This window comes from Leclercia adecarboxylata (assembly GCF_023639785.1).
Taxonomy (GTDB): domain Bacteria; phylum Pseudomonadota; class Gammaproteobacteria; order Enterobacterales; family Enterobacteriaceae; genus Enterobacter; species Enterobacter adecarboxylatus_D.
The window spans coordinates 680,938-698,458 of the sequence record NZ_CP098325.1 but is presented as its reverse complement, the minus strand read 5'-3'; the positions used below and the strand labels follow the sequence as shown (position 1 = coordinate 698,458).

15 protein-coding genes are annotated in these 17,521 nt (G+C 55.7%); 7 read left to right on the top strand and 8 right to left on the bottom strand.

What is annotated here, in order from left to right; all coding sequences use genetic code 11:
• Positions 1 to 626: 626 nt before the first annotated feature.
• Positions 627 to 2,678, top strand: coding sequence for an autotransporter outer membrane beta-barrel domain-containing protein (locus tag NB069_RS03315; RefSeq protein ID WP_434543602.1), 2,052 nt, complete (start codon positions 627 to 629; stop codon positions 2,676 to 2,678).
• A gap of 55 nt (positions 2,679 to 2,733) precedes the next feature.
• On the opposite strand, the gene NB069_RS03310 is transcribed toward NB069_RS03315, so the two are convergent.
• The 5 genes from NB069_RS03310 to NB069_RS03290 form a co-directional block, all read right to left on the bottom strand.
• On the bottom strand, positions 2,734 to 2,967 hold the full coding sequence (locus NB069_RS03310) for a YgdI/YgdR family lipoprotein (protein WP_250587771.1): 234 nt from the start codon (positions 2,965 to 2,967) through the stop codon (positions 2,734 to 2,736).
• A gap of 153 nt (positions 2,968 to 3,120) precedes the next feature.
• The gene (carB, locus tag NB069_RS03305) at positions 3,121 to 6,345 is read right to left on the bottom strand and encodes a carbamoyl-phosphate synthase large subunit (protein WP_250587764.1); all 3,225 of its coding nucleotides are present in this window, start codon (positions 6,343 to 6,345) and stop codon (positions 3,121 to 3,123) included.
• Positions 6,346 to 6,363: 18 nt separating this feature from the next.
• Positions 6,364 to 7,512 carry a glutamine-hydrolyzing carbamoyl-phosphate synthase small subunit gene (gene carA / locus NB069_RS03300; protein ID WP_139564307.1) on the bottom strand — a complete coding sequence of 383 codons (1,149 nt, stop codon included), beginning with the start codon at positions 7,510 to 7,512 and terminating at the stop codon, positions 6,364 to 6,366.
• A gap of 455 nt (positions 7,513 to 7,967) precedes the next feature.
• A complete protein-coding gene (gene dapB / locus NB069_RS03295; protein WP_250587762.1) occupies positions 7,968 to 8,789 on the bottom strand; it encodes a 4-hydroxy-tetrahydrodipicolinate reductase in 822 nt (273 codons plus the stop codon).
• Between the two features lie 133 nt (positions 8,790 to 8,922).
• On the bottom strand, positions 8,923 to 9,930 hold the full coding sequence (locus tag NB069_RS03290; RefSeq protein ID WP_250587760.1) for a LacI family DNA-binding transcriptional regulator: 1,008 nt from the start codon (positions 9,928 to 9,930) through the stop codon (positions 8,923 to 8,925).
• Between the two features lie 183 nt (positions 9,931 to 10,113).
• Here NB069_RS03290 and NB069_RS03285 point away from each other — a divergent pair, with 183 nt between their 5' ends.
• The 5 genes from NB069_RS03285 to NB069_RS03265 are packed head-to-tail and all read left to right on the top strand — an operon-like array spanning position 10,114 to position 14,415.
• Positions 10,114 to 11,853, top strand: coding sequence for a class I mannose-6-phosphate isomerase (locus tag NB069_RS03285; RefSeq protein ID WP_250587758.1), 1,740 nt, complete (start codon positions 10,114 to 10,116; stop codon positions 11,851 to 11,853).
• A 2-nt stretch (positions 11,854 to 11,855) separates the two neighbouring features.
• Positions 11,856 to 12,284 (top strand): PTS sugar transporter subunit IIA, encoded by a 429-nt coding sequence (locus NB069_RS03280; RefSeq protein ID WP_250587756.1) that lies wholly within the window; start codon positions 11,856 to 11,858, stop codon positions 12,282 to 12,284.
• Between the two features lie 10 nt (positions 12,285 to 12,294).
• Positions 12,295 to 12,789 carry a PTS system mannose/fructose/N-acetylgalactosamine-transporter subunit IIB gene (locus NB069_RS03275; protein ID WP_250587754.1) on the top strand — a complete coding sequence of 165 codons (495 nt, stop codon included), beginning with the start codon at positions 12,295 to 12,297 and terminating at the stop codon, positions 12,787 to 12,789.
• Positions 12,790 to 12,799: 10 nt separating this feature from the next.
• Positions 12,800 to 13,597 carry a PTS mannose/fructose/sorbose/N-acetylgalactosamine transporter subunit IIC gene (locus NB069_RS03270; protein ID WP_250587752.1) on the top strand — a complete coding sequence of 266 codons (798 nt, stop codon included), beginning with the start codon at positions 12,800 to 12,802 and terminating at the stop codon, positions 13,595 to 13,597.
• Positions 13,597 to 14,415 (top strand): PTS system mannose/fructose/sorbose family transporter subunit IID, encoded by an 819-nt coding sequence (locus NB069_RS03265; RefSeq protein WP_250587750.1) that lies wholly within the window; start codon positions 13,597 to 13,599, stop codon positions 14,413 to 14,415. Before NB069_RS03270 ends, NB069_RS03265 begins: the two co-directional genes overlap by 1 nt.
• 28 nt (positions 14,416 to 14,443) lie before the next feature.
• On the opposite strand, the gene NB069_RS03260 is transcribed toward NB069_RS03265, so the two are convergent.
• The 3 genes from NB069_RS03260 to NB069_RS03250 form a co-directional block, all read right to left on the bottom strand.
• On the bottom strand, positions 14,444 to 15,214 hold the full coding sequence (locus tag NB069_RS03260) for a glucose-6-phosphate isomerase family protein (RefSeq protein WP_250587748.1): 771 nt from the start codon (positions 15,212 to 15,214) through the stop codon (positions 14,444 to 14,446).
• Complete coding sequence (locus NB069_RS03255; RefSeq protein WP_250587747.1) at positions 15,207 to 15,770, bottom strand: glucose-6-phosphate isomerase family protein; 564 nt, start codon at positions 15,768 to 15,770, stop codon at positions 15,207 to 15,209. Before NB069_RS03255 ends, NB069_RS03260 begins: the two co-directional genes overlap by 8 nt.
• A 100-nt stretch (positions 15,771 to 15,870) precedes the next feature.
• Positions 15,871 to 16,512, bottom strand: coding sequence for an alanyl-tRNA editing protein (locus tag NB069_RS03250; RefSeq protein WP_250587745.1), 642 nt, complete (start codon positions 16,510 to 16,512; stop codon positions 15,871 to 15,873).
• 92 nt (positions 16,513 to 16,604) lie between these two features.
• Between NB069_RS03250 and NB069_RS03245 the strand changes: the two genes are divergently transcribed.
• A complete protein-coding gene (locus tag NB069_RS03245) occupies positions 16,605 to 17,507 on the top strand; it encodes a LysR family transcriptional regulator (protein ID WP_250587743.1) in 903 nt (300 codons plus the stop codon).
• Positions 17,508 to 17,521: the final 14 nt, after the last annotated feature.

Here is a 17,521-nt window from a genome sequence, read left to right as displayed (position 1 = left end):
GTGTAACTATTTCCCCTACCACTACAGGTCCTTCTGTCAATGTCTTTGGCGGTGATGTTGTCAGTATCGAAAACAACGGGCAGATTACTGGCGAGGGCGATGGAATGTTTATCCAAACGGGTGGACAACGACTTACGCTCAATAATAACCAAAATGCGTTGATAAAATCCACCGCCGCCAACGGGATTGATATCGATAAGATGGGCGGCCAAATAAACAACGCCGGCACAATTAGTGGTGCAGAAACTGGCATTAAGATTGGGAGAGATGCAGGCAGTATTACCCTCGAGAATACCAAAACAGGAATGATAGAAGGTAAAACGGCATTCTCAGCCGATAATACTATCTTGCTCGTTAATAATGGTCATATGACTGGCACTGCCGATCATGGTGTCAAGCTCAGTAATACAGGTAACAGTAACGCTGAGAATAGCGGAACAATCGAAGGTGCGAAAAATGGTGTCATCGTAACCGATAATCACAGTATTCAGTTTATTAACTCTGGTCTGATAAAGGGTGCACAAAGTGCAATCACTTTTGAAAGCACTCAGACCAATACCTTGACGCTGAAAACCGGGTCTTCACTTGATGGCGATGTTATTTCCACCAATTCAAAAACAAATACATTGACTTTAAATGGCCAGGGTTCCGAAGACAGCAACTTCCGCGGTTTGAATGAAGGTGATGGTTTTGCTTCCCTGAACATGAACGGTACAGAGTGGGCTCTGACGGGTAATGTCGATGTGATTGGTACGGGTGATTCCATTAAGGTCAACAAAGGTAAACTGACTCTCGCTGGCGACGTAAAAAATGGCGCCGGAAATACCCTCGTTGCCAGTAACGCCACATTGCAGCTGGGCGACGGCACCAACACCGGCTCGCTGACCGGCACCGTCGCCAATAACGGCACCTTTATCTTTAATCAGGGCTCTGATTCCACCTTCGCGTCTGATATCACTGGCACTGGCAAAGTAGAGAAAGTCGACGCTAACCTGTTAACCCTGACCGGCAACAACAGCTATACCGGTAATACCCTGCTGCGCAGCGGCACCACCCTGGTCGCTGAAGGGGCAACCCTGGGTGGCGCAGGCAACACCGCCACCGTAACCATTCAGGATGGCGCAACCTTCGCCAGCGCAGGTACCGTTAACAACAACGTTGATATCCTCAGCGGCGGCGTACTGGCGTCATGGAATGCCGTGCAGGGAAACAGCGCGTCCACCTCCTCTACCGTTAACGCTATTAACGGAAACGTGACCAACAGCGGCACGCTGCAGATCGCCGGGTTGAATGACAGCGTCGGCAACGATTTCACCATTAACGGTGACTATACCGGCGTAAGCGGCAGCCTGATCGCCATGAACAGCGTGGTGGGCGATGACAACTCTGCGACCGACCACCTGACCATCACGGGCAACAGTGCCGGTGAATCTGGTATTCGTATCTCAAATATCGGCGGGATGGGTGCGCAAACCGTCAACGGCATGCAGGTGGTGAGCGTGGGTGGCAACTCCGATGCCGCGTTTTCTCTCTCCAGACCGGTCGTGGTCGGGGCATGGGAATATAGCCTGAACCAGCACACCGATGGTAACTGGTACCTGGAATCTGTAGATACTACGCCTGCGCCTACACCAGATCCAACGCCAGATCCAACTCCGGACCCAACGCCGGATCCAACACCAGACCCAACGCCGGATCCAACGCCGGACCCAACGCCAGACCCAACACCGGCTCCGGCTCCGGCCAACCTCGCACCTGAAGTGGGCGCCTATTTAGGTAACTATCTCGCTGCCCAGGACATGTTCCTGCATAAACGCGACGATCGCGATCAGCTGACGCTGCGTAATGAAGAGGATCTCAATACCTGGATGTACGTCAAAGGTCGCTATCATGAAAATAACGTGGCGGGCGGCAAAGTTAACTATGACACCACCCAGTACGTCATGCAGGTCGGCACTGATTTTATCAGCAAGAAGATGGACACCGGGGTGCTGCATAGCGGGGTGATGTTCGGTGCTGGTCAGGCCAAAACGGATTCCACCTCTACCGGCAGCAAGCGCTCTGCACACGGTAAAGTGGACGGGGTGAACGTCGGCGTATACGCCACCTGGCAGGAAGATCAGCAGCTGCGTAAGGGCAGCTATATCGACAGCTGGGCCTCTTTAGGCTGGTATCACAACAAGCTGAGAAGCGACGGTCGCGACAACGAGTCCTATAATAGCCAGGGCTTTGCCGCCTCGCTGGAAGCGGGTCACGCCTGGGTTGTTAACTCAGAAAACGAAAGAACCTGGAAAATTGAACCGCAGATCCAGGCCATCTATAGCTATCTCGATCAGGAAAACCACACTGACGCCGATGGCGTACGTGTTTCTACCCTCGATAAAGACGGCGTTCTGGGACGTCTGGGCGTGAAAACCAGCTACTTCAATCAGAAAGATGTACAGGCCTGGCAGCCTTATGTGGCGGTAAACTGGCTGAAAGGCGCTGGACAAAACGATATCGCCTTTAACGGCGAAGCGTTCAGTAATGATACGCCAGAAGATCGCGGTCAGCTGGAGCTGGGCATTACCGGCAAGCTGAATGAAACCACGATGATCTCCCTGCGCGCGAGCGGCGAATGGGGCGAAAACAGCTACGACGCTTATGGCGGTCATATCCTGTTAAATCACCGCTGGTAATTCCTTTTCCTTCCGCAATGAAAAATGCAGTGGCCTCGGCCACTGCATTTTTTTATCAGTTATCCAGTTCACCCATGGATTTAACCTGATCGCGATTGATCTGCTCAGTCTGCCCGGTTTCCGCATTTTCATACGACACCAGACCGGTATCATCATCCACCTGCGGTTTACCGTCGGTGACGATGGTTTTGCCATCGGTGGTTTTCACCGCCTGATTAGATGAACAACCGGCAACGGTAAACAGTGCTGCGGCAGCAAAAATTGAAGTCAGCAAAAGATTATTTCGCATGGTGTTCTCCCTGCTTTTCAGTTGGATTTAATTATCGACCTGATAATTTTAGGCTAACTGTCTGACGGGAGATGAGAAAGCAGAAGGTTCTGAAGAGGAAGACAATCATCGCAGGTCCGGTAAGCGAAGCGCCACCAGACCTGCGTATGTTTATTACTTACCGATCTGGGCGTGCATCTCTTGCACCGAAATCACCTTCTCGGTAGCGTCCGCGTTCAGCGCCATTGCTGTCGCGAAACCGCCGTTCAGGGTGGTGTCGTAATGCACTTTGTACTGCAGCGCGCTGCGGCGAATCAGCTTGGAGTCTTCAATCGCCTGACGCCCTTCGGTGGTGTTGATGATGTAGGTGTATTCGCCATTCTTGATACGGTCCTGAATGTGCGGACGGCCTTCATGCACCTTGTTCACCAGACGCGGGTTGATACCGGCTTCGCCCAGTACAATCGCAGTACCGTGGGTTGCATCAAGCTCAAAGCCAAACTTCAGTAACTTCGCCGCCAGGTCTACCACACGCTCTTTATCCCCTTCGCGTACGGACAGCAGCGCACGACCCTGTTTCTTCATGGTGGAGTTACTGCCCAGCTGCGCTTTAGCAAACGCTTCTGCGAAGGTGCGGCCCACGCCCATCACTTCACCGGTAGAGCGCATTTCTGGCCCTAACAGCGGGTCAACGCCCGGGAATTTGTTGAACGGCAGCACCACTTCCTTCACCGAGTAGTACGGCGGGATAATCTCGTTGGTCACGCCCTGCTGCGCCAGCGTCTGGCCCGCCATCACGCGCGCCGCCACTTTCGCCAGCGGTACGCCGGTTGCTTTGGAGACGAACGGTACGGTACGCGCCGCACGCGGGTTGACCTCAATCAGGTAGACTTCGTTGTCTTTAACCGCAAACTGCACGTTCATCAGACCGCGAACCTGCAGCTCGAAAGCCAGTTTCTTCACCTGGTCGCGCATGACATCCTGAATTTCTTTGCTCAGCGTATAGGCTGGCAGAGAACATGCGGAGTCGCCGGAGTGAACGCCCGCCTGCTCTATGTGCTCCATGATGCCGCCAATCAGCACCATTTCGCCGTCGCAGATAGCGTCAACGTCTACTTCCACCGCGTCATCCAGGAAGCGGTCCAGCAGCACTGGCGCGTCGTTAGAGACGCTGACGGCAGTCTGGAAGTAACGGCGCAGGTCGGCTTCGTCGTAGACGATTTCCATCGCACGGCCGCCCAGCACGTAGGAAGGACGTACCACCAGCGGGTAGGTGATCTCTTTGGCTTTCTCAACCGCCTGCTCAATGGTGGTGACGGTGGCGTTAGCCGGTTGTTTAAGCTTCAGGCGGTCAACGGCATGCTGGAAACGCTCGCGGTCTTCCGCACGGTCAATCGCATCCGGGCTGGTGCCGATAACCGGTACGCCTGCCGCTTCCAGCGCGCGCGCCAGCTTCAGCGGAGTCTGACCACCGTACTGCACGATAACGCCTTTTGGCTTCTCGATACGCACGATTTCCAGCACGTCTTCCAGGGTTACCGGCTCGAAGTAGAGACGGTCGGAGGTGTCGTAATCGGTGGAGACCGTTTCCGGGTTACAGTTGACCATGATGGTCTCGTAACCGTCTTCGCGCAGCGCCAGCGAGGCGTGTACGCAGCAGTAGTCGAACTCGATGCCCTGGCCGATACGGTTTGGACCGCCGCCCAGCACCATGATTTTGTCGCGGTCAACGGACGGGTTCGCTTCGCACTCGTCTTCATAGGTGGAGTACATGTACGCGGTATCGGTAGCAAATTCTGCCGCACAGGTATCCACGCGCTTGTAGACCGGGTGCAGGTCGTACTGGTCACGCAGCTTGCGGATTTCCGCTTCGCGCACGCCCGCCAGTTTTGCCAGGCGCGCATCGGCAAAGCCCTTACGCTTCAGCATGCGCAGGAAGTCAGCGTCGAGGCCGTTGATGCCAATCTCTGCCACTTTCTCTTCCAGGCGCACCAGCTCTTCAATCTGCACCAGGAACCAGCGGTCGATGTTGGTCAGGTTGAAGACGCCATCGACGGACAGGCCAGCACGGAAGGCATCGGCGATGTACCAGATACGCTCTGCGCCCGCATCTTTCAGCTCGCGACGGATTTTGGTCAGCGCTTCCGGATCGTCCAGGCTCACTTTCGGGTCGAAACCAGTAGCGCCCACTTCCAGGCCACGCAGCGCTTTCTGCAGAGATTCCTGCTGGGTACGGCCAATAGCCATCACTTCCCCGACAGATTTCATCTGGGTAGTCAGACGGTCGTTAGCGCCGGCAAATTTCTCGAAGTTGAAGCGAGGAATTTTGGTCACAACGTAGTCGATAGACGGCTCGAACGAGGCCGGAGTACGGCCACCGGTGATGTCGTTCATCAGCTCATCGAGGGTGTAACCTACCGCCAGTTTCGCCGCCACTTTCGCAATCGGGAAGCCGGTGGCTTTGGAAGCCAGCGCGGAGGAGCGGGATACGCGCGGGTTCATCTCAATAACAATCAGACGACCGTTTTTCGGGTTAACCGAGAACTGTACGTTAGAGCCGCCGGTTTCGACGCCAATCTCACGCAGTACCGCCATCGAGGCGTTACGCATGATTTGATACTCTTTGTCGGTCAGGGTCTGGGCCGGTGCCACGGTGATGGAGTCACCGGTATGAATGCCCATGGCGTCGAAGTTTTCGATAGAGCAGACGATGATGCAGTTGTCGTTTTTATCACGCACCACTTCCATCTCGTACTCTTTCCAGCCGATCAGCGATTCATCAATCAGCAGTTCGTTGGTTGGCGAAAGGTCCAGACCGCGGGCGCAAATCTCTTCGAACTCTTCACGGTTGTAAGCGATACCGCCGCCGGTGCCGCCCATGGTGAAGCTAGGGCGGATGATGCACGGATAACCCACGTCAGCGGCAACCGCCAGCGCTTCTTCCATTGTGTGTGCGATACCGGAGCGCGCGGTATCGAGGCCGATTTTTTTCATCGCGACGTCGAAACGGCGACGGTCTTCTGCTTTATCAATTGCATCGGCAGTGGCGCCAATCATGGTAACGCCGAACTCGGCCAGCACGCCCTGACGCTCCAGCTCCAGCGCACAGTTCAGCGCCGTCTGGCCGCCCATGGTCGGCAGTACTGCATCCGGACGCTCTTTTTCGATGATTTTGCGCACCACTTCCCAGTGAATTGGCTCGATGTAGGTTGCATCAGCCATTTCCGGGTCGGTCATGATGGTTGCCGGGTTGGAGTTTACCAGGATAACGCGGTAACCCTCTTCGCGCAGGGCTTTACACGCCTGGGCGCCAGAGTAGTCGAATTCACAGGCCTGGCCGATAACAATCGGGCCAGCGCCAAGGATCAGGATGCTTTTTATGTCTGTACGTTTTGGCATGGTCTTCTCGGCTCCTGATTATTTAGCGGTCTTACGGTATTGCTCGATAAGTTCGATGAAGTGATCGAACAGCGGCGCGGCATCGTGCGGGCCCGGGCTTGCCTCCGGGTGACCCTGGAAGCTGAACGCCGGTTTGTCGGTACGATGAATCCCTTGCAGGGTGCCATCGAACAGCGACTTGTGCGTGACGCGCAGGTTGGCAGGCATGGAGGCTTCATCGACGGCAAAACCGTGGTTCTGCGCGGTAATCATTACCGTGTTGTTGTCGATATCTTTCACCGGGTGGTTACCACCGTGGTGACCAAACTTCATCTTCACGGTTTTCGCACCGCTCGCCAGGGCCAGCAGCTGATGACCGAGACAGATGCCGAAGACCGGAATATCGGTTTCAAGGAAGGTCTTAATCGCGTCGATAGCGTAGTCGCACGGTGCCGGGTCGCCCGGGCCGTTGGAGAGGAAGATCCCGTCCGGGTTCATCTTCAGCACTTCGTCTGCCGGGGTTTTAGCCGGCACGACGGTCAGGCGGCAGCCACGGTCAACCAGCATACGCAGGATGTTGCGCTTGGCGCCGTAATCGTAGGCCACCACGTGGAACGGCAGTTCGTCTTCTTTTTTCGCTTCCGGCAGTTCGTCTGCCAGCGTCCAGCTGCCCTGCGTCCAGCTGTAGGATTCAGCCGTTGTCACTTCTTTTGCCAGATCCATTCCGTTCAGACCCGGGAAGGCTTTGGCTTTTTCTTGCGCCAGGGCCGCATCCAGATTGTCGCCAGCGATGATGCAGCCGTTCTGGGCACCTTTTTCACGCAGCAGACGCGTCAGCTTACGGGTATCGATATCGGCAATCGCCACGATGTTATGGCGTTTCAGGTAGGACGAGAGGTCTTCGGTATTGCGGTAGTTGCTGGCAATCAGCGGCAGGTCACGAATAATCAGACCTTGTGCATGTACCTGGGAGGACTCTTCATCAGCGGCATTAGAGCCGACATTACCGATATGGGGATAAGTTAGAGTGACGATTTGGCGGGAATAGGAAGGATCAGTGAGGATTTCTTGATAACCGGTCATTGAAGTATTGAAAACGACTTCCCCAACCGCCGAACCTGTTGCCCCAATGGCCCGACCGATAAACTGGGTTCCGTCTTCCAGAACCAATAGCGCTGACTTAATCAAAACATCCTCCAGAGAATATTCACTCACTTTATTTGCATATTAATTCATAACCATGGTTTGAATCAATGCAAATTTGCTGCCAGTGGATTTTCGGCAAACGGCGGCATTCTGGAGATTTGACAGGGGAAAGTCAACTTAAAAAGTGGGTTTTGTATGTGATTTTCGCGCCACTGATGGAAGAGAGCGAAGTTAACAGGCAAAAAGATCAACTAAATCACCTGGGAAAACGCTTGCGGGCCGATTTTATTGTTAAAACATCTTACCCACCTCAAAAAAGTGGACCACTTGGTCAAAATTCACAATTTTGAAACAAAAAACCGAGTAACAAGTTATTTTTTTGGTTGCATCATGAAGAAATAAAAACGAAGAGCATAAAATTAAAGGGCAATAAAATATTGCCCTCTGCAATCAAGTAATTACGACTGCAATAACCACATCACGAAGGGTAACTATGATTATAAATTGTTGAGATCAAGCACATCACGCATGTCATAAAGACCATCTTTCTTGCCTTTCAACCAAAATGCCGAACGAACTGCCCCATTTGCAAATGTCATGCGGCTGGAGGCCTTATGGGTGATTTCAATGCGCTCACCGATATCCGCAAACATTGCAGTATGTTCGCCTACAATGTCGCCTGCGCGCACGGTGGCAAAACCAATGGTGCCAGGAACGCGCTCACCGGTATGACCTTCACGGGTGTAGACGGCACACTCCTTCAGATCCTTATCCATTGCCTGGGCAATCGCCTCGCCCATCGCCAGTGCCGTACCTGACGGCGCATCCACTTTGTAGCGGTGGTGGGCTTCAACGATCTCAATGTCAGTGTGATCTCCCATCACCTTCGCCGCCTTCTCCAGCAGCTTGAGCATAACGTTCACGCCCACGCTAAAGTTGGCTGCAAATACAATGGGGATCGCTTTTGCCGCATCCTGAATAGCCTGCTTACCTGCGTCATCGAAACCGGTGGTACCAATAACCATGCCTTTGCCATGCTGACGACAAAACGCCAGGTGGTGCAGCGTGCCTTCCGGACGGGTAAAGTCGATGAAGATATCGAAATCATCTTTAACCGCATCAAGGCTGCTCTGAACGGTAACGCCTGATTTGCCCGCCCCTGCCAGCTCGCCGGCGTCCGCGCCTGCTAAGGAAGAGCCTTCGCGTTCCAGCGCGGCACCAAGCGCAACGCCGTCCATTTGCAGCGTAGCCTGAATTAACTGACGGCCCATACGGCCACCCGCGCCCGCAATTGCGACACGGACCTGTGCATCATGCATAGTTATTCTCTTACGTTAAAATGATGTAAATCGTTTCCAGAGTAACCAGCCAGCGAGATTGCCGCCATCTGAAAACGCCGATAATTAGAATTTAATGATAAAACGGGTCAGATATCAGTAAAAAACATAGGTGTCATCGAAAACCGCACGACTCACGCACCACCAGCGTAGGGGGCAGGATGATGCGCTTTGGCGGCTCGTCATTCCCCTGAATGCGGCTAAAGAGCAGCTCCCCCGCCTTACGACCGATCTCTTTGGCGGCCACCGACACCGTCGTTAATGCAGGCTGAACCAGACCTGCTTCGGTAATGTCATCGAACCCGACCAGCGCAAAATCGCTCCCCGGCTCGCGCCCCAGCTTGCGTAAACTCTGCATAACGCCCAGCGCCACGATGTCCTGGTAGCAGATTGCCGCCGTGATCTGCGGGTGGTGCGACAGCAGTTCCTGCGCAACGCGCGCCCCGTCGCTTTGGCTGGCCTGGGCGGTGACGATCCACTCTGGATTCGGCGTTACGCCATACTCCAGCAGCTTGCTGGTAAATCCGCCGAGGCGCTGCGCCCGCGAGCCCGAGCGCGCACTTCCGCCGATAAAGGCGATATGGCGATGACCCATGCGCAACAGGTGCTCCGTGGCTAACTGGGTGCCGAGAAAGTTATCTGTGCCAACAAAATCAAAATCCGGATCGTTAAGGGGGCGCACCACCATAATCGCCGGAATAGTGCGTCGCTTCAGGCCATCAAAAAAAGCCTGCGGCGTTTCGCGCGCCGCGCACAGCACCATGCCGCAGACGTTGTTGCGCATCAATGAATCAACGAACTTCTGCTGGCGCGGTGAAGACTCTTCGCTGTTTGCCAGGAACAGCAGCATGTCGTGACGCTCCATCTCATGGCTCAGCCCTGCCGTCATCTCGCCGTAGAACGGGTTAGTAATATCGTGAAGCAGCAGTCCGACCTGGTTACTTCGGCGGTTGCGCAGATTAGCCGCCGTCTGGTTATAGACGTAGCCCGTCTCGTCCAGCGCCTTAAGGACTTTCTCCCTCGTGGCCTGGGAGATACGCCCTTTATTGCACAGCACCATGGATACCGTTGCAGTTGATACGCCTGCCCGTTTTGCCACGTCCGCCAGCGTTATTCCCGTCATGGTTTCTCCTTTTTTCTTTAGATTAATCGAATAACCTATTCTTTGCACTTTTCCCTGTGATGCCCCTCACATAACCGTTCCTCCTTGCCCATCAATGGCGCGGAATGCCGGGTTAATCGCGTTAACCACTCTTTTCAAATGCGGTTAATCGAATAACCTAATCAGCATTCAAGGAGAATAATTATGACGACCTACGATAAACATCCTGAAGTCAACATAAGCGGCTTCGACCACCGTGCCTGGCAGGGCTGGGAGGCGATTGGACGTACGCTTGCACAGAAACAGCAGCCTAAACGCAGCGTGCTGGTTGTCGACTGCTATCCTGGCGTACGCCTCGAAGAACTGGAGCAGATGCTGTTCGCATCGCTCCGTCCGGCGCTGATGATTAATGCTGAACTGGCCCGCCGCGATGAACACGCGCTGCATACGATGCTGGCGCGTAATCTCACCGACGACCGTGTTTTTGGAGTGCTTTCCTGCCACCAGCTGGTGGAATTTATGGATCGGGAGAAGCTGCAAGCCCTGCAACAGCAGGTCAACGCCTGTGAAGAGGGGCTGGTGGTGGTTTATGGCCCCGGCGCTGCCCTTGTCCATCCAGGTGACGTACTGGTCTATGCCGATCTGCCGCGCTGGGAAATTCAGCAGCGTATGCGCAAAGGCGAGCTGGGTAACTGGGGCGTCGAAAATCAGGCCGAAGATATGCTCCGTCGCTATAAGCGCGCCTTCTTTATTGAATGGCGGGTGTTCGATCGTCACAAAACGCCGCTGCTTAAACGCGCTGACTTCCTGCTGGATACCACTCTCGATAACGCCCCGGCGATGGTGTGCGGCGACGCCCTGCGCGCGGGCCTGGCGCAAACCACCCGACGTCCTTTCCGCGTGGTCCCCTTCTTCGATCCTGGCGTCTGGGGCGGCCAGTGGATGAAACAACAATTTGATCTCGATCCCGCCGCGCCCAACTACGCGTGGTGTTTTGATTGCGTGCCCGAGGAAAACAGCCTGTTACTGCGTTTTGGCACGGTGCGGATTGAGATCCCCTCTCAGGATCTGGTTCTGCTTCAGCCCCGCGAGCTGCTGGGGGAAAAGGTCCACGCCCGGTTCGGCGCGGAATTCCCGATCCGCTTTGACTTTCTCGATACCATCGGCGGGCAGAACCTGAGTTTTCAGGTACATCCGGTCACGGAGTACATCCAGCAGCAGTTTGGTATGCACTATACCCAGGATGAGAGTTATTACATTCTGGAGGCGGAGCCCGGCGCAGTGGTTTACCTGGGCACCGTGAGCGGCACCCATCCCGAGGCCATGATGGACGATCTCAAACGGGCCGCTCAGGGCGAAAAAGCCTTCGATGATGCCCGCTTTGTGAACAAGATCCCGGCCCATAAGCACGATCACTTCCTGATCCCCGCCGGAACGGTTCACTGCTCGGGTTCCGGCACGATGGTGCTGGAGATCAGCGCCACACCTTACATTTTCACCTTCAAACTCTGGGACTGGGGCCGTCTCGGCATGGATGGCCAGCCCCGCCCTGTTCACCTCGGGCACGGCGAGCAGGTCATTGACTGGCAGCGCGATACCCGCTGGGTGCATGAGCACCTTGTGAACCAGTTTGAGCCGGTGAGCGAAGGCAAGGGCTGGCGCGAAGAGCGCACCGGCCTGCACGAGCGCGAATTTATCGAAACCCGCCGTCACTGGTTCAGCGAACCAGTCCTGCACAACACGGAAGGCGGCGTAAACGTGCTGAACCTGGTGGAGGGGGCAGAAGCGCTGGTGGACAGTCCCGATAACGCATTTGAACCCTTTGTGGTGCATTACGCCGAAACCTTTATCGTTCCGGCTGCCGTGGGTGAATACCGTATTTCGCCGTGGGGCAAAAGCATCGGCCAGCAACTGGCCACCGTTAAAGCCTGGGTAAGGGGATAAGCATGATCCAGTTTATCGTTGCGACGCATGGCCCGCTGGCCGCCGCGCTGCTGCAAAGCGGGGAAATGGTCTATGGCGAGTTGCCACATGTACGTGCCGTATGCCTCACCGGGCAGTCGGGTATTGACGGTTTTCGCCGTGATTTCAACGCAACGCTGGCCCAGGCCAGCGAAGGGGCCAGCGGCGTGCTGGTGCTCTGTGATATGCAGAGCGGTACCCCCTGGAATGTCGCCTGCGAAGCCGCGTTTAATCCCTTAACCCAGCCGCCGGTCGCCGTGGTGGCGGGGGTGAATTTCCCGATGCTGCTGCAAATCGATGAGGTCGCGGCACAGGAGGATGTGCATCTCGCGGCAGAGCAACTTCTTGCGCTTACTTTTCCCACGCTCATCCAGGCTAAGCCCGTGGTGACCGCGCAGACTGACGATTTTTAAGGAGACCGCTATGAGTATTTCTTTCGTACGCATTGATGACAGGGTGATTCACGGCCAGCTCGTCACGCGCTGGGCTAAAGAACTCCCTTGCGACGGGATTGTCGCCATTGACGATGCCGTCGCGGCCGATCCGCTGCTTTCATCGGTCATGAAAGGAGCGGTATCGGATACCAAAGTGTGGCTGTTTGATACCGCCACGGCCATCGAGAAACTGCCGAAGGTCATTGCCAGCGAGAAACGTTATTTTGTGATTGGCAAATCGCCAGTCACGCTACAACGTCTTGAACAGGCAGGGATAAGCCTGAAAAACAGCAACGGAAAAATTAACGTCGGGCCGATGAGCGCCCGCGCCAACACCACCACTATCGGACCTAACCAGTCCGTCACTACCGAGGAGGCCGCGGCCTTTGACTGGCTTGCCAGCCTCGGCCATACGATTGAGTTTCGCCTGGTGCCGGATGCCAGCTTCTATAGCTGGCAGGACGCTAAACAAAAAATAAAATAAGGAGCCAGAAATGATCATCGAAGCATCATTAATCGGCCTGTTTTGCTATCTGGGCGCGCTCGGGACGCCCTGGCTTTTCGGGCTGACCGGCGGCTGGTACCTCCTCTCCCGGCCGCTGGTTTCCGGCATGCTGGTTGGGTTTATCCTGGGCGACGTAAAAACCGGCATCATGATTGGCGTCGCAGTGCAGGCGGTTTATATCGCGATGGTGACGCCGGGCGGCTCAATGCCAGCGGATTTAAACTTTGTGGCCTGGCCCGCGATAGCGCTTGGCATTCTCTCCGGTAAAGGCCCTGAAGTCGCCGTCGCCCTGGCGGCCACCATTGGTATCGCCGGAACCATCCTGTTTAACGCCATGATGGTTCTGAACTCGTACTGGAACCACCGCGCGGATGTGGCGCTGGAACGCGGCGACGAACGGGGGATCTATTTCAACAGCGCCATCTGGCCGCAGGTAATGAACTTTGTCCTGCGCTTTGTGCCCTCTTTCATCGCCGTCTACTTTGGCGCGCAGTACATCAGCGGTTTTATGGATAGCCTGCCCGGTGTCGTGCTGTCCACCATGAACGTGCTGGGCGGCATCCTCCCAGCCGTGGGCATTGCCATTCTGTTAAAGCAGATCATCAAAAGCTACACCATGCTCATCTATTTTCTGGTCGGTTTCGTCTGCATTGTCTTTCTGAAGCTGAACATGGTGGCATTGGTGATTGTCGGGGCGCTGCTGGCGCTGATTCATTACAACTACAAACCGGAGCCGCCGCAGGCTGTCGCTGCAAGGCCGGCACTCGACGATGAGGATGAATTCTGATGGAAGAACGTAAACTCACCCGTAAGGACCTGCGCCGCTGCTGGCGGGCATGGATGATGCATAATCTGTCGTCGATGAGCTTTGAGCGCCTGGAATCCTTTGGCTTTTGCCTCAGCATGCTGCCGGTGGCGAAAAAGCTCTATCCGGACGCCACCGGGCGCGCCGAAATGCTGCGCCGCCACGCCTCCTTCTACAACACCGAACCGCAGATCGGCGCAATAGTTAACGGGATGGCGCTGGGCCTCGAGGAGAAAAAAGCCAACGGCGAACCGATAGACGGCGAAACGATTAATACCCTGAAGGTTGGCCTGATGGGCCCCATCGCTGGGATTGGCGATTCGATGATCCCAGGTATGTTGATCCCTATCCTGCTGAGTATCGGTATGGCGCTGGCAGCCGGGGGCAATATCCTCGGTCCGCTGTTTTACACCTTCGCCTGGCTGGCGATTATCCTTCCTGGATCATGGTTCCTGTTTCTTAAAGGCTACCAGATGGGCTCCGGCTCGGTAGAGATGCTGGTCAGCAGCAAATCCGCTCGCCTGCGCGAAGCGCTCTCGTTGCTGGGGGTGTTTGTCATGGGCGGCGTGGCGGCAAGTTACGTGAAGCTGGGCACCGGACTGGAGTTCATCACCAAAGACGGGGTGAATATTCACGTTCAGCAAATGCTCGACGGGATCTTCCCGCAACTGATGCCGCTGGTAGTGGTGCTCGGCACCTGGTACCTGATGGCGAAAAAAGGCGTTTCGCCGGTGAAAGCCATGGTGCTATTGCTGGTGCTGGCCGCGCTTGGCGTGGCATCCGGTCTGTTTGCCGGTTAAACGAGCCGGGGCGATGCCCCGGCTTAGGTTATGGGTGGAAGTTACGCCATAGCTCCGCCGTTTTGTCCGGGCGGGAGATAAACTGAAAGCGGGCGGGATCGTCAATAAACTGCTGGTAGATCGGCGCATCTGTGATACCAAACTCGCTGTAGCAGCGCGGCGTAATCATCTGCAGCCTCCCCGCCATGTAGTGTTTATTATGCAGCCAGACGATATGGCTGCCCTGCACCAGCGGATACCAGGCCAGCCCCCTGCGGGCGCGAATGGCCTCATATTCAAAGCCATATTCCCTGTCGCACCATGCGCCAAAGGTCAACGGCTCCTCCGGTGACGCAGAAATCGTCGCATGGCCCCACCCCGGCGGCACCAGCACCTTTTCTCCCGGTCCCGCCAGCACCGCAAAGCAGCGGCCGGGATCGTCATCAACAAACTCCTGCATGTAGATAATCGCTTTGCCCTGCCAGACCTCATACAGTTCCGGCGGCGACCAGCCGCTATGCCTGCTGATGCGGTGTACATGCCCCTGGCTGCGCACCGGCTCATCCCCCAGCGTGCCCGCGGCATAGGTGACCACGCCAAACAGCAGCATCCGTTTTTCCAGTTCCTGCCTGTCAGACAGACGCGCAACGTCCATCGCAATGGCGTAGACCTGCTCCGGCCCTTCGCAGTCCGGATTACGCAATGACGGGCGAATCTGATCCAGGGTGCGAATTTCCGGCATCGGGCCAGTCACGTCTCCTGCGTAACTAAAACCCAACGGGCGGTGTGTGATGGTCATATCCAGCCCGACGTTAAGCATTGCCGACCTCCCATCCCTGCGGGTGATGTTCAGAGGCAAAGACGCGAAGCGCAAAACCACCAGCCAGTGCCGCATAATCATGTCCGGCCACGCTGGGCCATACTGCCAGTGCTGAAAGCGTGTCTTCACCCGTGTTAATCAGGCGGTGTGCGTTAAAGGGGGGAATAATATGCACGGAGCCGGCCCTCACGCACTCCAGCCGCGCCTGACCGGATGGCGACTGAAGCAGCAGCAAGCCGCAGCCTCGCAGGCCAAAATAGATCTCGCCCTGTTCGCGGCGCTGATGGAAGTGGCCGCGCGTCATAAAGAACTCATTGCCGATTTTACCCGCATAGAGATGGGTAACACCGACGTACAGCGCTCCTTCCCCCGACGGCGAGTCGAGCATATCAACGTCATAGACGCGCTGATGCGGTTCGCAGTTACGCCAGGCGTCGTTATCACTGAAAACGCCTGGCAGATCGGCGATGCGGGTTGTCTTGCAGATAAGCGGACCGTTAGCGAATACACCGCTGGCCCACGCCACCTGAGGTGGCAGGGTAATGTCAGGATTCATGTTTATCTCCGGCCCGAGGAGAACAACATGACAAGCTTATCAGATTAACCGCTCCCCCTCTCGCGAAGCCTTCCGCTCTGTCGGGTTAATCACAATCCCGTTACGCCTGCTCGTGAAGCGCATAGGTGACTACCAGCTGTCCTTTTTTTATTTTCATCCCCAGGATCTGCATTTCTCCAATTTCTGCCAGTTGACTAACATGCGTTCCGCCACAGGCATACGCGGGGAGATCGCCAAAGCTAACCTTACGCCTGCCCGCTTCAGTTACGATATAACAAGGCAGATTGTTGGCTTTCCAGCCGTTGATAAGGGACATCAGCGCGCTGGCATCAGGCATTGCGCTCTGCGGCTCCCGGGCCGTAAAGGTGATCCGTCCTTCACCGGGCCAGTGGTGGGCTTTTACCGGTTCCCAGCCACATCGCTCCCCGGCATAGCCAATCAAATGACCAGCGCTGTGCCAGCGGGAATGACGCACCCGTGCACTTTTATCAACCTGAATGTCCACCTCACCTGGCACAAGCGGCCGGGACAGGATGTGAATGACCTGCTCCCCACGCAGGTTCACGCTCTCTACCGCAATCCCGGCGATAAAGCCCCGATCCGCTGGCTGTCCGCCCCCCTGTGGATGGAAAAGGGTCTGGTCCAGCTCAACGGCGTAGCGGCCATCCGCCTCTTCAGTGCACCGGATCACCTTCGCGCGGCCTTCTGTCGCTTCACTGACGTAATAAAGTCGTTCTGTCATGGTTGTTCTCCTCTGTAGCCTGACAGTATATTCATCACTTAAGCATCGATAATCTGACTTTCAAACAATGCACTCTTGCCTGGTATGCACAAATGAAACCTGCACTGCTTCCCGATCTCGCGACCTTCGTTGCTATCGTTGAACACGGCAATTTCTCTACCGTAGCCCGTATTACGGGGGCGACGCCCTCGGCGATCAGCCGTTGTGTTTCACGCCTGGAGAAGGAGATGGGATGTAAGTTACTGAACCGTACCACGCGCAAGCTGGCACTTACCGAAACCGGAAAATCGGTTTATGAACATGCGCTGGATATGCTGGAAGCGGCACAACAGGCAATGGATTCCGGCAGCAGCCTGCAAACCATTGCCCAGGGAAAGCTGACGATAAGCGTACCGAAAGCCGTGGGACGGTTTGTGATCCATCCGCTGATGCCGGCGTTTCTGGCGCGCTATCCGCAAATAGATGTCTGCCTGCGTCTGGAAGATCGCTACATGGATCTGATTGATGACGGTGTCGATCTGGCATTACGGATCACCAATACCCCTTCTCCAGGCCTGTACGGGAAGCCGCTGATGCCGGTAACCCATATTATTTGCGCGACGCCAGAATACCTTCGTCGCGCAGGCACGCCGCAGGAGCCGCACGACCTCCGGGCGCATAGCTGTATTTCGCTCGGTGAAACCCCGGCCGACTCCCGCTGGAAGTTTACCGTGCAGGGAAAAACGGAGATTGTACAGACGCGCGGCCGCTACGCGGCTAACCACACGGGCGTGCGGCTGGATGCGGTCAAACGACATGTTGGTATCGGAAGTCTACCGCTGTTTACGGCGCGTGAGGCGCTTGAAAAAGGGGAGATTGTGCAGGTTCTGCCGGAGTGGACGTTTATCAGCAGCTATTCGGGCGAGTTATGGCTGCTCTGGACGCGTAACAAACATATGCCAGCCAGAATGCGGGCGATGATCAACTATCTTAGTGAAAACATGCCAGTCACGTAATGACTGGCATGTCT

Bases quoted from the DNA above. Each gene is read 5' to 3' on its own strand.
- NB069_RS03310 (WP_250587771.1), bottom strand. From the start codon at position 2,967: ATGCGAAATAATCTTTTGCTGACTTCAATTTTTGCTGCCGCAGCACTG.
- carB (WP_250587764.1), bottom strand. From the start codon at position 6,345: ATGCCAAAACGTACAGACATAAAAAGCATCCTGATCCTTGGCGCTGGC.
- dapB (WP_250587762.1), bottom strand. From the start codon at position 8,789: ATGCATGATGCACAGGTCCGTGTCGCAATTGCGGGCGCGGGTGGCCGT.
- NB069_RS03290 (WP_250587760.1), bottom strand. From the start codon at position 9,930: ATGACGGGAATAACGCTGGCGGACGTGGCAAAACGGGCAGGCGTATCA.
- NB069_RS03285 (WP_250587758.1), top strand. From the start codon at position 10,114: ATGACGACCTACGATAAACATCCTGAAGTCAACATAAGCGGCTTCGAC.
- NB069_RS03280 (WP_250587756.1), top strand. From the start codon at position 11,856: ATGATCCAGTTTATCGTTGCGACGCATGGCCCGCTGGCCGCCGCGCTG.
- NB069_RS03275 (WP_250587754.1), top strand. From the start codon at position 12,295: ATGAGTATTTCTTTCGTACGCATTGATGACAGGGTGATTCACGGCCAG.
- NB069_RS03270 (WP_250587752.1), top strand. From the start codon at position 12,800: ATGATCATCGAAGCATCATTAATCGGCCTGTTTTGCTATCTGGGCGCG.
- NB069_RS03265 (WP_250587750.1), top strand. From the start codon at position 13,597: ATGGAAGAACGTAAACTCACCCGTAAGGACCTGCGCCGCTGCTGGCGG.
- NB069_RS03260 (WP_250587748.1), bottom strand. From the start codon at position 15,214: ATGCTTAACGTCGGGCTGGATATGACCATCACACACCGCCCGTTGGGT.
- NB069_RS03255 (WP_250587747.1), bottom strand. From the start codon at position 15,770: ATGAATCCTGACATTACCCTGCCACCTCAGGTGGCGTGGGCCAGCGGT.
- NB069_RS03250 (WP_250587745.1), bottom strand. From the start codon at position 16,512: ATGACAGAACGACTTTATTACGTCAGTGAAGCGACAGAAGGCCGCGCG.
- NB069_RS03245 (WP_250587743.1), top strand. From the start codon at position 16,605: ATGAAACCTGCACTGCTTCCCGATCTCGCGACCTTCGTTGCTATCGTT.